13 protein-coding genes are annotated in these 13,430 nt (G+C 55.6%); 11 read left to right on the plus strand and 2 right to left on the minus strand.

Features of this window, described 5'->3' with window-relative positions; genetic code table 11:
- The first annotated feature begins 85 nt into the window (after window positions 1-85).
- The 9 genes from radA to H8K04_07530 all read left to right on the plus strand — a co-directional run bounded on the left by radA (window position 86) and on the right by H8K04_07530 (window position 7,105).
- Window positions 86-1,447, plus strand: a complete 1,362-nt coding sequence (gene radA / locus H8K04_07490) for a DNA repair protein RadA (protein ID UVT17374.1) — start codon at window positions 86-88, stop codon at window positions 1,445-1,447.
- A 106-nt stretch (window positions 1,448-1,553) separates the two neighbouring features.
- Window positions 1,554-2,318: a hypothetical protein gene (locus H8K04_07495; protein ID UVT17375.1), complete on the plus strand. Its 765-nt coding sequence runs from the start codon at window positions 1,554-1,556 to the stop codon at window positions 2,316-2,318.
- A 6-nt stretch (window positions 2,319-2,324) separates the two neighbouring features.
- Window positions 2,325-3,098 carry a tRNA (adenosine(37)-N6)-threonylcarbamoyltransferase complex dimerization subunit type 1 TsaB gene (gene tsaB / locus H8K04_07500; GenBank protein ID UVT17376.1) on the plus strand — a complete coding sequence of 258 codons (774 nt, stop codon included), beginning with the start codon at window positions 2,325-2,327 and terminating at the stop codon, window positions 3,096-3,098.
- Window positions 3,099-3,112: 14 nt separating this feature from the next.
- Window positions 3,113-3,658, plus strand: a complete 546-nt coding sequence (gene rimI / locus H8K04_07505) for a ribosomal protein S18-alanine N-acetyltransferase (protein ID UVT17377.1) — start codon at window positions 3,113-3,115, stop codon at window positions 3,656-3,658.
- 29 nt (window positions 3,659-3,687) lie between these two features.
- On the plus strand, window positions 3,688-3,927 hold the full coding sequence (locus H8K04_07510) for a YdcH family protein (protein UVT17378.1): 240 nt from the start codon (window positions 3,688-3,690) through the stop codon (window positions 3,925-3,927).
- A gap of 45 nt (window positions 3,928-3,972) precedes the next feature.
- Complete coding sequence (gene tatC, locus H8K04_07515; protein UVT17379.1) at window positions 3,973-4,749, plus strand: twin-arginine translocase subunit TatC; 777 nt, start codon at window positions 3,973-3,975, stop codon at window positions 4,747-4,749.
- The gene (locus tag H8K04_07520; protein ID UVT17380.1) at window positions 4,746-5,840 is read left to right on the plus strand and encodes a hypothetical protein; all 1,095 of its coding nucleotides are present in this window, start codon (window positions 4,746-4,748) and stop codon (window positions 5,838-5,840) included. The genes tatC and H8K04_07520 overlap by 4 nt, the downstream gene beginning before the upstream one ends.
- 80 nt (window positions 5,841-5,920) lie before the next feature.
- Window positions 5,921-6,373, plus strand: coding sequence for a peptidylprolyl isomerase (locus H8K04_07525; protein UVT17900.1), 453 nt, complete (start codon window positions 5,921-5,923; stop codon window positions 6,371-6,373).
- 6 nt (window positions 6,374-6,379) lie between these two features.
- Entirely contained in the window at window positions 6,380-7,105 is a 726-nt protein-coding gene (locus H8K04_07530; GenBank protein UVT17381.1) for a hypothetical protein, read from the plus strand.
- Window positions 7,106-7,204: 99 nt separating this feature from the next.
- Here the strand turns inward: H8K04_07530 and H8K04_07535 are convergent, their stop codons facing one another.
- Entirely contained in the window at window positions 7,205-7,894 is a 690-nt protein-coding gene (locus H8K04_07535; protein ID UVT17901.1) for a polyprenol monophosphomannose synthase, read from the minus strand.
- 517 nt (window positions 7,895-8,411) lie between these two features.
- Between H8K04_07535 and H8K04_07540 the strand changes: the two genes are divergently transcribed.
- Window positions 8,412-9,773 carry an FAD-dependent oxidoreductase gene (locus tag H8K04_07540; GenBank protein UVT17382.1) on the plus strand — a complete coding sequence of 454 codons (1,362 nt, stop codon included), beginning with the start codon at window positions 8,412-8,414 and terminating at the stop codon, window positions 9,771-9,773.
- A gap of 12 nt (window positions 9,774-9,785) precedes the next feature.
- Here the strand turns inward: H8K04_07540 and H8K04_07545 are convergent, their stop codons facing one another.
- Complete coding sequence (locus H8K04_07545) at window positions 9,786-10,646, minus strand: NAD(+)/NADH kinase (protein UVT17383.1); 861 nt, start codon at window positions 10,644-10,646, stop codon at window positions 9,786-9,788.
- Window positions 10,647-10,920: 274 nt separating this feature from the next.
- Between H8K04_07545 and H8K04_07550 the strand changes: the two genes are divergently transcribed.
- Window positions 10,921-13,347 carry an ATP-dependent Clp protease ATP-binding subunit gene (locus tag H8K04_07550; protein UVT17384.1) on the plus strand — a complete coding sequence of 809 codons (2,427 nt, stop codon included), beginning with the start codon at window positions 10,921-10,923 and terminating at the stop codon, window positions 13,345-13,347.
- The last annotated feature ends 83 nt before the right edge of the window (window positions 13,348-13,430 follow it).

Consider the following 13,430-nt stretch of genomic DNA (forward strand, 5'->3'; position numbering starts at 1 on the left):
CGGGGGTCGGACATTCCCGGCTTTTCTTCCCTCCGTGCATCCATTAAAATAGCCGCATGAGACTGTTTCTCTGTGAGGGTAATTTTTGAAACCCAAGATCGTTTTTTCGTGCCAGTCCTGTGGACACCAAGCGCCACGGTGGCTTGGCCGATGCCCAGACTGCGGCGGCTGGAACACGATGAAGGAGGAGCGGCAGGCGGCGACCGGTAAGGGGCGTCCCGCTGCGATGAAAACAGTTCAGGCTGCAGCGACGCCCATCTCCGATATCGAGGTAGTAGGGGAGGATCGTCGGCTCACGCACATCGGAGAATTTGACAGGGTTCTGGGGGGTGGCGTGATTCCCGGCTCGGTGATCTTGATCGGAGGAGATCCGGGGATCGGCAAGACGACGCTTTTGTTGCAAGTCCTGCCGAAGTTGGCCGCGAAGGACACACCCGTTCTGTATGTCTCCGGCGAAGAGTCTCCTCGACAAATCAAGATGCGCGGGCAGCGTCTGGGTATCGAGCATCCGCATTTGCTCATTTTGGCCGAAACGTCCCTTGAGCAGATCTTGAAAGCGGTGCAGGATATTGAGCCGGCCGCCGTGGTGGTCGATTCGATTCAAACCGTCTACACGGAACAGCTGACGTCCGCTCCCGGCAGCATTAGTCAGGTGCAGGAGGTAGCCGGGCAGCTTATGTGGTTTGCCAAGCGGGCGGGAGTTCCTGTCTTCATCATTGGGCATGTCACCAAGGAAGGGGCCATCGCCGGGCCTCGGTTGCTGGAACATATCGTCGATACGGTCTTGTATTTTGAAGGCGACAAGGGACATAGCTACCGAATCCTCCGCGCCGTGAAAAATCGTTTTGGCTCGACGAACGAGATCGGTGTCTTTCAAATGAAGGATGCGGGGCTCGAAGAAGTGAACAACCCTTCAGAACTGTTCTTGGCTGAGCGTCCTCATAGGAGTACTGGGTCGGTGGTCGTGTCGAGTCTCGAAGGGACCAGGCCAATCCTGGTGGAACTCCAAGCGTTGGTCTCTTCAACCAGCTATGCGATGCCCAAGCGGATGGCGAACGGGGTGGAGTTGAATCGAGTCTCGCTCTTGCTCGCCGTGATGGAGAAGCGGTTGGGCGTACACCTCTCCGGACAGGATGTCTATGTGAACGTCGTCGGAGGGATGCATATTGATGAGCCGGCAATCGACCTAGGCATTGTGGCGGCCGTCACATCAAGCTTGCGGGAGGTGCCCGTCGAGCCTGGGATGTTGTTATTAGGGGAAGTCGGGTTAGGTGGAGAGGTGCGTGCCGTCAGCCAAGCCGAAGCGCGCATCCGCGAAGCGGCCAAGATGGGATTTAAACGCTGCATTTTGCCTGAGCGGAATCTGACCAAGCTGGAGCCTATCGAGGGGATGGATTTGATCGGCATTCAAGAAGTGCGAGAGGCGCTCGATGCGGTATTGGCGTAGGAACCAGGGCTCTGCTGAACATTCAACAGGCACCATCGCGAAGCGCCGCGCCGTTCTATCGGTTGTTGTGCCGTTCGCGGCTATATTAATAACTGGTTGTGCCCTCATGGCTCCGAAGGAGGAGCTGCCGCTTAAACAGGTGACGGCGGAAGAACTAACGGCTCTGTTGCGTCAGCGAAATGCGGCGGTTCATTCTCTGAAAGGACTGTTCAGTGCCAAGGTGCGAGGGGGCCTCATTCCCATCGTGTCGCGGGTTGAGGGTGCGGTCTATTATCGCCGCCCGAATGCCTTTCGGCTCAGGGGCTTTACGCCGATCGGGAACGAACTGTTTGAGTTTGTTCAAGCCGATGAATGGTATAAGCTCCGTCTGCCCATTGAAGGGAAGGTCTATACCGGTCGTCAATCCGACATGAAAGAGCTCGGGAAGTTGGCTCGATTTTCTCAGTTGAGTGCCTGGGCCGTCGGCGGTGTGTTGGGAACGAGTTCGATCGCCAAGGATGAGACGGTTAAGTTAGCGGAAGATAAAAACCGATATCGCCTGGACGTCTATGCGCCGGTCAGCGAGGGAGCCGGCGCATCGCGTCCACCGATCCGCCGCCTGTGGTTCGACCGCCGATTGTTGGTGGTACAGGAAGATCGGCTGGGCTCCAACGGAGAGGTGGAAGCGACGATTCAGTACGAGGATTTTAGGCCGCTGAATGAGGTGGGGCCTGTTCCAGCAGAAGCAGTCGGCGATCAGGATGTCCGGACGCTCCGTCCGTTCAAAATTTCTCTTGAGGACGGCCGGGGGCAAGGCACCGTACAGGTCATTTTCCATGAGATGCATCAGAATCAAGCGATCAAAGCGGAAGACCTGGGACAGATTTCATAATCGGCGATGAACATTCTCGCGGTTGAAACGGCCACGACCTGGCAGAGTGTGGCGATCGTCAAAGACGATTTCGTCTTGGCCACGCATGAGCAGGAAGCCGGCGGCGCCCACGGATCTCTACTTTTGCCTACGATCCATCGACTCCTCGCTCAATCCGAATTACAACTCCGTGACATCGGCGGCCTCGCGTGTTCGATCGGGCCAGGCTCGTTTACGGGTATCCGTGTAGGACTTGCGACATGCCTAGGACTGCGGGCTGCAAGCGGACGTCCATTGGCACTGGTCCCAACCTTGGAAGCAATGGCGTGGCGTGCAAGAACGGCAACGACTCCGGTGTGTCCGGTGTTGATCAGTCGTCGAGGAGAGGTGTACTGGGCAATTTTTCGCTGGACGCAGGATGGGCGATTGAATCGCGTGTTGGGTGAACAAGTCGGGAGTCCACGGGCTTTGGCACAGAGCCTCTCCGAGCGCACGCTGGTATTCGGAGCAGGATGGTCCTCGATGGAGTGCGAGATTCGAGCGGCATTGCCCGCGTCTGCGACCGTGACGGTAGGATCTATAGAGGTCTTTAAACCTTCGGCCGTGCCCGTGGCGTTGCTCGGAAGAGAACGGCTTCGACGAGGCGAGATCGCGGACGATGTGGTTGCACCGCTCTATGTTCAGCGAGTCGAAGCGGAAATACAGTATGAGCGGTCAGGGGGAGTGTCACCGGTCGCACGACGGCAGAAGCGCATCGAAAAGAAAGTTGCTGAACGATTGGCCAGAGGCCGTCGGCGGTAGAACACATTTGAAGTATGAATAACGGGGCTCTTGGTGAGGTTGAGATCCTCCCGGCGACGCCGGATATGTTGCCGGACATCCTGTCGTTGGAAGAGGCTTGCTTCTCGTCCCCCTGGACGCGCAAAATGCTGGAAGCAGAATTGACCGGAAACCAATTCGCACATTTTTTCGTTGCGGTGCATGGCGGAAGAGCGGAGGCGCTGGCCAGAGCCAGCATCATCGGGTACCATTGTTTCTGGATCGTGTTTGAAGAGCTTCGACTGATGAATTTAGCCGTCAGAGCAACCATGCGGAGGCAAGGGGTCGGACGTGCTCTTGCGGCTGAAGCCATCCGCCTGGGTCTGGAGCAAGGGGCCACTCGGGCGGTTCTCGAAGTCAGAGCTTCGAATGAACCGGCACGCGCGCTTTATGCCCGTATGGGGTTCGCGCCGATCAGCACACGCCCTCAGTACTATACCAATCCCATTGAAGACGCAGTACTCATGGAATTGAGCCCGCTTGTGATGCACGGTGGCCAACGCCGAAACCGTGTGTCGGCCGGTGGAGGTGAATCAGTCTAAATAGACTCAACCTAACCAGGAGGTGTCGCATGTTGACGGAAGACGCGATTGTCGAACAGCTTCGCCACTCCAACACCGAATTCCGGGAATTGGAAGAGTCCCACCATCGCCTGGATCTTGAACTGAATGAGCTGCAGAGACGCCATGTCCTGACGCCGACCGAAGAGGTCGAGAAAAAACGGATGCAAAAAGAAAAACTGGCGAAGAAAGACAAACTCGCCGAACTTATTCGCCACTATCGCGAACAAGGGCTGCAGCCCACCCAATGAGAGGCCGGCCGCCTGCCGGCCCTCCGCGTAGCTGAATCTGTCGTTATGGAACAGGTCGTCAATCCGCTTGTCGTCCATATCGCATCCGTCAAGCGACGATTGGTCATCATCGGCGCAACCCTTTTGGGTTCGTTGATCGTGACGTTCTCTTTTTCAGCCGAGATGATCGCTTGGCTGAATAAACCGTTCCCGAACCAGCTCGCGTTTTATGGACCCACGGAGGCGCTGTTCGCCTCGATCAAGGTCTCGTTGCTCGCGGCCGTCATTCTCAGTCTTCCCGTTATCTTCTACCAGTCCTGGAAGTTCATCGAGCCGGCGTTGTTGGCGAAAGAACAACGATGGGCGATTCCCCTGTTTTGTGCGGCTGGAAGTCTCTTCGCACTGGGACTGGTATTCTGCAATTTAGTCATTCTGCCGCTGGTGATCGATCTGTTTGTGAACTTCGGGCTCGACCGGGATGTGACGCCCCAGTTGAGTGTCGGGACGTACATTGATTTCAATGTGAAATTCCTGCTCATCTTCGGCTGCGCGTTCGAATTGCCGTTGGTGATGACGCTGGCGGCGATGACCGGAATGGCATCCGCGCACACGTTTGTGCGGTATCGGAAACATGCCGTTTTGTCGTGTCTCATCGTCTCCGCCATCGTCACCCCTGACGCGACGCTCTTTACTATGCTTCTGATGGCGGTTCCGTTGATGGTGCTGTATGAGATCGGAATCCTCGGCGCCCGCTTGTTCGGCCGGAGCCAGGACCAAAGTGGAGTCGATTTGCCGCTTGATCCGGATTTGCCGATCAATACTGCCGGAACGAGGGTTCGATGACACCTCAGACCGTGAATGCCAAGCGGATACGAGTCGTCATGTCTGCGATACTGATGTGGGGTAGTGTGCTCGGCTTGGCCTCGGGGGAGAGCGTCGGGTCTTCCGATCTCTCGCCGATATCGTCGTCGATGACCTCGGAACCGTTGGCGACGTCGGGGCCGTTTGAACAATCCGTGGCCAGCGTGCAGGCCCTCGTGATGGCCGGAAGCGGGACGATCTACGCAGGATCTTTCGGACATGGGATTTTTCGTACCATGGACCGAGGTGCCACCTGGATTCCGGTCGGAGGGGGTGTCACTGATCCGTTTATTTTAAGTCTGGCCTCAGCGAAAGACGGTGCAGTCTATGCCGGCACATTTCGTGGCGGGGTGTTTCGTTCGCGTGATGAAGGGAACACGTGGCAGCCGATCAACGGAGGTCTCAAGCGGCTTGAAGTCAAAGCCCTGATGACGGTCGATCATGAACTGTATGCAGGGACAGGCGATGGTGTGTATCGGTTGAATGACTCTGAAAATTACTGGACGCCCGTGACTGCGGGACTGGATGATATTTTGGTTCATGCACTGGCTCGCTCGACCGACGGAACATTGTTTGCCGGGACTTCCGGGAAGGGCGTCTTTCGGTTCAGCCCTCGTTCATCCGGTTGGGTGCGGTTGCGACATGGGTTGAAGGATCATGAAGGGATGATCGAAAACTTCATTCGCGTATTGGTCATCGATCAAGACCAGAGCATTTTTGCAGGCACTTTCGATGGCGGCGTCTTTCGCAGTGCCGACGGTGGGTTAACCTGGCGACCGATCAGCCGGGCGCTGCCCAACGACTCTATCCGGGGTATCGTGTTCAGCGACCAGGGATTGGTCGTGGCGACCGGAAACGGGATTTTTAAAACGGTGGACAAGGGCAAGCAATGGATTCCTGTGAATAAAGGATTGACCAACCTCGCGGTTCAGGTGTTGATCGGGACCGGAGACAAAGGTCTTTATGCGGGGACGAGCGCGGGAGTGTTTCGAAGCGATGACGGTCACAGCTGGGTGGCTGTCAACCAAGGATTGGAAGCAGGGACGGCGCCGCCGCCCTTTCTCTTTCGATGATCACTGAAAGGATGCACGCAATGTCGGATATCAACGAGAAGACACGAGCCACAATAGCCGTGACGAGTAAGGGGCAACCGATGGGAGAAATCATTCTCAGATTTTTCCCGGACGTGGCGCCCGGGCATGTCAGCAACTTTATCAAGCTCTCCAAAGAAGGGTTCTACAATGGGACGACGTTTCACCGCGTCATCCCCGGTTTCATGATCCAAGGAGGAGATCCGAACAGCAAAGAGTCCGACCGGTCGTCACATGGAATGGGTGGACCAGGGTATAAGGTAAAGGCTGAATTCAACAGTAAGCCTCATAAGCGGGGCATTGTCTCAATGGCTCGGGCGAATGATCCGGATAGTGCCGGTTCTCAGTTCTTTATCTGCATCGCGGACGCTAATTTCCTCGACTGGCAATATACGGTGTTCGGGGAAGTTGTCAGCGGCATGGATGTGGCCGACAAGATCGTCACGATGAAACGCGATGGGCGAGACAATCCGTTGGAGCGCGCAGAGATGACCGTGATCGTGAGCGAAGGGTAGTGTGTCATGCAGGTTGAATCGGCATGGCGGTCCACCGCGGTAGTTGTGGCCTCTGTTTTCGTCCTCCTCGGTTGCGCCACTCCTCATGTGCCGTCACGAATTGTGTATGAGGATCCGGTCAATTACGTCCGACTGGAGGAAGACGCGGATGTGCTCGCTGAATGGCCGCCGGGTCACCATGCCCACCCCTTCGTAATGGAGCCGGAAAAAATACGCGCGATTTTGTCGGGCATGAAGGTGCGGGAACATCGGGTTGCGCTGCAACGCTGGATACAAGGTGAATCCCCGTTAGTCCCGGCGTTTACCGATGAGGAACTGGGGCTCCTGTCTACGCGGATATCGGAGGCGCTGGCGGAAGCGAAATACAATGAACGCGTCACCTTCTACTTGAGCCAACCGCAAACCTTCGCGAGGAGGATTATTACGACGGGCGGGCTGTATGTTCACGGAACTGAGATGCATATTCTGCTGGGGAACTGGCGGATCATTTACGGTATTCCGGCCTATGGGATGATCTACGATCGGCGTTATCCCATGCGACCAACCGCGGCAAAAGGCTTCGATCTGATCTTTCAGCCTGCTGAAGCCGTTATTCCTGTGAAGAGCAGCCTGCTCGACGGGGTTTTGGCCAACGCCAAAGACGAACTGATCATCGATTTAACCAAACTTGAGCCCGCTGAGCCGACGGTTTCTTTCAAACAGTCTTGCGTGCATGGTCAGGCCGTCTGTTAACAGCAGCGTGGCTGACGACCGGCTCATCCCATCAGCCGAAGTCGAGCGGTGAGGAGCATGGAGAGTGTGGAAAGGGTGGAGGCACGGCTCTCGCCTGGGTCAGCTCCGAAGATACATTTTCGGGACTGCCGTCAGTCCCTCGATGAGCGAGGCCCAGCCGAGTTTGGACTGGCCTTGGATACGATCACTGAAGCGGATAGGTAATTCATGTACGTTGGCGCCCAGTCGCACGGCTCGCCAGGCCAGCTCGACTTGGAAGATGTACCCTTTGGCCCTCACGGTTTCGAGATCCATCTTCTCCAAAAGCTCGCGACGATAGCAGCGGAATCCTCCTGTCCAGTCATGGATATTCGAGCCGAGGAAGAGACTGACATACGTGTTGCCGCAACGAGAGACCAACCGCCGGCGTGCGTTCCAATTTTCCGTCCCACCGCCCGGTACATAGCGGCTTCCAATTACGAGGTCGGCGGTGCGGCTGCGGTGTACCAAGCGAGGCAGATCCCACGGAGCGTGGCTGAAATCACAATCCATCTCAATGATACGATCATACTTTCGGTGCAACGCCCATTCGAATCCCGCGAGATAGGCCGGTCCAAGCCCTTCCTTCCTGGCCCGATGCAACACGTGTACATGGCCGTGTCGGCAACTGAGTTCATCGGCTAGCTGTCCGGTGCCGTCCGGTGAATTGTCATCAACGATCAACGTATCAGCCACCAAATATCGGCCGATCGCGGTCACAAGTGCTTCAAGATTGGAACGTTCGTTGTAGGTTGGAAGGACAATGAGAATCGATTGGTCGAATTCGAACGGTGAGGCGGGCACAAGCTGTTTACCTCCTGCCGCTTGAGAATACCCCGGGTCCTGCGCTTCACGGCTGATAGCCACGCGCGAGCTGTCGACCCCGCGGGCAATGAGTTCTTCAGCGAGATCGAAGTCAGGGACAATGAAGGCCTCTTCCATGCCCAGGTTTTTCAGAAGAAGCGCGCTGTCACCCTTGCAGACGGGGTAGTAATGTACGGGAGGTGTCTGAGCCTCGGCTAACGATGGAGAGAGTGATTGACTAGTGGGTATCATGACGTTCGTGTGTCGCTTGAGAGTACAGGGGGGTTGATTCGCCAGAGGGTTGCCCCCTTCGTGGAAGCGAGCGGCATTGTAATCGACGGGGGATACCCGCGCAAGTAGCGATCCGATCGGCTATCGTTGCCATCCGATCACAGTTTTTGACAGTGTGGGAACGGCTATGCTACATTCCGCGATCCATTGATATTCCACGCTTTTCTATCACTCACTTCTTAAGGAATGCTGTATGAGCGGATCTCAGGCGCATGTAGTTATTGTGGTGGGAGCGGGACCGGCCGGTATGGCCGTTGCGAGCTCGCTCTCGAAGACGGGCCATGAAGTCGTCATCCTCAATCGCGACATCAAATTCGGCGGCTTGGCGGAGTATGGAATATTCCCCTCCAAGTTAAAACTCCGTGGCGGGCTCAAAAAGCAATACTGGGAGCTGCTTCAGCAGAAGAATGTCCATTATTTGGGGAATGTCTCAATTGGAAATGGGAAGGATCTCACGGTTGAGGATGTGCGTGGGCTTGGAGCAAGCGCGGTCGTCTTTACGATCGGCGCGCAAGGAACCAAGGCCATCGGGGTTGAGGGGGATTCAGCTCAAGGCGTGTTTCATGCGAAAGACGTAGTCTATCACTTCAATCGGCTGCCAGGCTTTGGCGACCGTCCGTTTGAGGTGGGAAAACATGTCGCGGTCATTGGGGCGGGCGACGTGATGGTAGACATTGCCCATTGGTTGATTCGCTACAAGAAGGTGGAACGGGTCACGGCAATCGTGCGGCGGGGTCCGGTTGAGCGTAAATACAATCCAAAAGAAATCCGTACCATCTGCGCCAATATGGACCTTGACGGGATCAAAGGCGAGTTTGAACGCATCAAAGAACGCATGGTCAAGGTCGGGCAGAATCCCGACGAAGTCTTGAAAGGGTTCACCGACGAGTTCACGAAATGTGAGCCAAAAGTCTCCGAGACGAAGATGGGCTTCCGGTTCCTCGCGTCGCCGAAGCGGATTTTGGTCGATGCCCACAATCGAGTTCGTGGGCTTGAGATGGAAGACAACAGGCTTGACCCCAAGGGGGAGGATACCGTCGCCGTAGGCTTGAAGCAGCTGTACGAATTTCCATGCGATTCTGTGGTGTTCGCCGTTGGAGACAAAGTCGATGAAACGGTCGGCCTCCCATACAAGAACGGCATGTTTGTGACAAACCCCAACAAGACAGGGAATGATCCCGACGATGCGCTCTTTCAGGCATATGACGAAAGTGCCGGCAAGGTCATGGATGGTGTGTTTTTGGCCGGTTGGGCCAGGAAAGCCAGTGAGGGGCTTGTCGGCGTCGCGAAACGTGACGGAGATTGGTGCGCGGAGATCGTCGAACGCTATCTAGCGACTAAACACGGCGGTGGCGACATCAAGACGGTGCTTGATCATTTACATGTACTTCTGAGGAAGCGGCAGAGCCGGCCGGTCGATGTGAACGGGTTACGAGCACTCGATGTGGCAGAGCGTTCATCCACTGGGAAAGCTGATTGTATAGGGGAATTCAAGTTTGTGGCCAATCAGGAGATGCTCAAGCACATTGAACAGGGGAGGGTGTCCAGCAGTTGATTCTGCTGCCCCTCATCCGTGACCCCATTTCAGTTTTTCCCTCAGCACTTCGTAGTAGTGGCTTTCAGGAAATCTGATCAATCTGGTCCGATGATCTGAAACCTCAATCACCGCCGTATCGCCCTGTGTAATGGCGACGCCGACTTGCCCGTCGAGTGTGGCCATTGATCCGTCATCCCTACTCGTCAACGTCACTTCGATCATGACATTTCCCGGGACGATTAAAGGGCGATGCGTCAGGGTGTGCGGACAGATCGGCGTCAAGATCAGAGCCTGCACAGCAGGGTTCATGATGGGGCCTCCGGCAGAAAGAGAGTAGGCAGTAGAGCCGGTTGGCGTCCCGATAATCAGACCGTCACCGCGTAGATTCGTGACGAATTGTCCCTGGATAGCGATTTGGAGTTCGATCATGCGGGCCAGTGTCCCTTTGCTGATCACGATGTCGTTCAGCACAACTCCGCGAGCAACTGTTTCCCCGTGCCGATGAACGTGCGTTGCCAGCATGAGTCGCTCGTCAAGGGTAAAGTCGTTGGCGAATACTCGCTCTAGGGAGGGATAGAGATTGTCCAACCGGACTTCGGTGAGGAAGCCCAGACCCCCCATGTTGACGCCGAGGATAGGAATGCTCCGTTCCGAGGCCAGCCGAGCGGCATTCAGGATGGTTCCGTCTCCCCCAAGCACCAACAGAACGTCGGCTTTGTCGGCCAGCTGGGTCTTGGGAATCCCGCCCCGTTCGTTCAGTAATGTTGCCGATGTTGTGTCGAGAAGGACATCGATGTTGCGCGCACGGAGCCACGCCACGACTCCGAGCAGCGTGGATTTGACTTCGGGAAACTTCGGCTTGGTCAAAATCCCGATACTTTTACTTTTCACGAATAATAAACCCATGGATGGCGTAAAGCGGAGCGAGATTGTATCGAGATGCTCCTTTTTATGTCAACGGAGAGCCAAGCGAGGTGCGAGTCGCGTCGGTTCAGAGAAAAAGAAAAAATGAGCGGCGAGGTTGTGGTCGATGTCGTCGTGTCGCACTGTCTTGTTCTCCGCTCAACCTTGACTCTCACGCATACTGTGGTTAGAATTAGGTCAAGATTTTTCAACGGTTTTGCTCGAACGCGCCCATGATTCGCACTCACTAGAAGGAGGCAGGATGTTCGAACGATTCACGGACAAAGGTCGAAAGATCATCATCCTCGCGCGGGAAGAGGCCGAACGGCACCAAAACGACTATCTCGGGACCGAACACCTCGTTTTGGCCATACTTCGTGAGTCCGATGGTATCGCCCTTATGATCTTGAAAAAGATGGGTCTTTCCACCGAACAGATCCGGCTTGAAATCGAGCGAAACCTACCTGGTGGCGGGACCACCATGACGTTTGGTGAAATCCCCTTCAGCCCACGAGTGAAGAAAGTGATCGAATACGGAGTGGAGGAGGCCCGCCTCCTTGGCCATAATCACATCGGGAGTGAGCATCTTCTCCTTGGTCTTCTTCGGGAAGAAGAGGGGATCGGGGGAAAAATTCTTCGGAGCTTGGGCGCGAACCTGTTAACGGCCAGGCAGCTGACGGTCACGTTTTTGCGAAAGTCTGCTCCACGTGAGCGTGACCGGAAGAGCAATACTCCCGCTCTCGACGAATTCGGCCGGGATCTGACTCAGTTGGCCCAAGAAGGTCAACTGGATCCGGTGATCGGCCGGGCCGATGAAATCGAGCGTGTTCTACAGATTCTGAGTCGAAGAAGCAAAAACAATCCCGTGCTGATCGGCGAATCCGGTGTCGGGAAAACTGCAATTGTCGAAGGACTGGCCCAGAGGATCGTGCAGTCTGAAGTCCCCGACAATTTGCTCTCTCGCCGGGTCATTGCGCTCGATCTGGGCTCTCTCGTGGCCGGTACCAAGTATCGTGGGCAATTTGAAGAGCGTCTCAAGGTCGTCATGAAGGAGATCGTCCAAGCCGGCAATATCATCATCTTTATCGACGAACTCCATACACTGGTCGGGGCAGGAGCCGCCGAGGGGTCTATCGACGCCTCGAATATGCTCAAGCCGGCGCTTTCGCGGGGTGAGATTCAGTGCATTGGAGCCACGACCTTGGATGAGTACCGCAAGCACATTGAAAAAGACGGGGCATTGAAACGTCGATTCCAGCCGATTCATGTACAACCGCCGAATCTCGACGAAACTGTGCGTATCATTCAAGGGCTTCGGGATCGATACGAAGAACATCACGGAGTAGAGATCACGGAAGATGCGATCGTCGAGGCCGTGAAGTTGTCCGACCGGTATATCACCGACCGGTTCTTGCCCGACAAGGCGATCGATTTGATCGACGAAACCGGGTCGCGGGCCAAGCTCCAAACGTATGCCCTGCCCTCCGAGTTGAAAGCGATGGAGCAAGAGCTCAAGAAAGTTGCTCGAGAGAAGGAACTCTCCATCTCTATGCAGAATTTCGAGGAGGCGGTGCGGCATCGTGAGGAAGAGGAGCGGTTGCGCAAGCTGCTGGACGAATCGAAGCGCGAGTGGAAAAAGAGCCAGGAAAAGAACAAGCCGGTGATTGGCAAAGAAGACGTCGCCTATGTTGTCTCAAAAATGACCGGTATTCCGCTCTTCAAATTGGAGGAGGAGGAGTCCAACAAGCTGTTGCGGATGGAGGAGTTTCTCCACAAGCGAGTGGTGGGTCAAAATGAGGCAATTTCGGCGGTCGCCCGCGCCATCCGCCGTTCCCGCGCCGGCTTGAAGGAAGCCCGGAAACCGATTGGCTCATTCATCTTCCTGGGCCCGACAGGGGTCGGAAAAACAGAGCTGGCCAGGACGCTGGCAGAGTTTCTGTTCAACAGCGAGGATGCGTTGATCCGTGTAGATATGTCCGAGTACCAGGAGAAATTTACGAGTTCTCGTCTCTTCGGCGCACCCCCTGGCTATGTCGGGTACGAAGAAGGCGGGCAGCTGACCGAAAAAGTTCGCCGACGACCGTATTCCGTCGTCTTGTTCGATGAAATCGAGAAGGCCCATCCTGATGTGTTCAACGTTTTGCTTCAGGTGTTGGACGACGGCGTGTTGACCGATAGTCTTGGGCGAAAAGTCGATTTCAAGAATACAGTGGTCATTATGACGTCCAATATCGGGACCAAGATGATTCAAAAAGGCGTGTCTCTTGGTTTTCAGAGTACGGAAGGCGAAGCCGCCCGTCGGAAAAAGGAAGAAGTACTCGGGGAACTCCGGAAGTCGTTCAGTCCTGAGTTCTTGAACCGAATTGATGAGATCGTCATTTTCCATCAGCTCGAGAAAGAGCAGCTCTACAGCATCCTGGATATTCTCCTCCGCGAGCTGAATCTTCGCTTGTTGGACAAGGGGATTGAGATCGAGGTGGATGACGAAGTCAAGCAATGGCTCATTAAGGAAGGGTATGAGCCGCTGTATGGAGCGAGGCCGATGCGGCGGGCTATCCAACGTGCCATCGGCGACCCGCTCTCTGATGAGCTCATCAGAGGACGTTTCAAGGAGAGTCGCAAGGTGAAAGTGGTTCTTCGGGATGGGGCTCCGACCTTTATTGAGCAGGAGGCTATGGCTGGAGTGTAGTATCCTTCGTGATTGTGACGAGCCCGATGCAATCATTGAGTGGCCTCTGCGGCGGATCGCTGCAGAGGCCGTTTTGTTCCTCG

Origin of the sequence: Nitrospira sp., assembly GCA_024760525.1 — a bacterium.
Lineage (GTDB): Bacteria > Nitrospirota > Nitrospiria > Nitrospirales > Nitrospiraceae > Nitrospira_D.

What these genes read in the sequence shown, in the direction of transcription:
- H8K04_07520 (UVT17380.1), top strand. Translation starts at nt 4,746, where the DNA reads ATGACACCTCAGACCGTGAATGCCAAGCGGATACGAGTCGTCATGTCT.
- H8K04_07525 (UVT17900.1), top strand. Translation starts at nt 5,921, where the DNA reads ATGGGAGAAATCATTCTCAGATTTTTCCCGGACGTGGCGCCCGGGCAT.
- rimI (UVT17377.1), top strand. Translation starts at nt 3,113, where the DNA reads ATGAATAACGGGGCTCTTGGTGAGGTTGAGATCCTCCCGGCGACGCCG.
- tatC (UVT17379.1), top strand. Translation starts at nt 3,973, where the DNA reads ATGGAACAGGTCGTCAATCCGCTTGTCGTCCATATCGCATCCGTCAAG.
- H8K04_07495 (UVT17375.1), top strand. Translation starts at nt 1,554, where the DNA reads ATGGCTCCGAAGGAGGAGCTGCCGCTTAAACAGGTGACGGCGGAAGAA.
- H8K04_07540 (UVT17382.1), top strand. Translation starts at nt 8,412, where the DNA reads ATGAGCGGATCTCAGGCGCATGTAGTTATTGTGGTGGGAGCGGGACCG.
- H8K04_07550 (UVT17384.1), top strand. Translation starts at nt 10,921, where the DNA reads ATGTTCGAACGATTCACGGACAAAGGTCGAAAGATCATCATCCTCGCG.
- H8K04_07530 (UVT17381.1), top strand. Translation starts at nt 6,380, where the DNA reads ATGCAGGTTGAATCGGCATGGCGGTCCACCGCGGTAGTTGTGGCCTCT.
- tsaB (UVT17376.1), top strand. Translation starts at nt 2,325, where the DNA reads ATGAACATTCTCGCGGTTGAAACGGCCACGACCTGGCAGAGTGTGGCG.
- H8K04_07510 (UVT17378.1), top strand. Translation starts at nt 3,688, where the DNA reads ATGTTGACGGAAGACGCGATTGTCGAACAGCTTCGCCACTCCAACACC.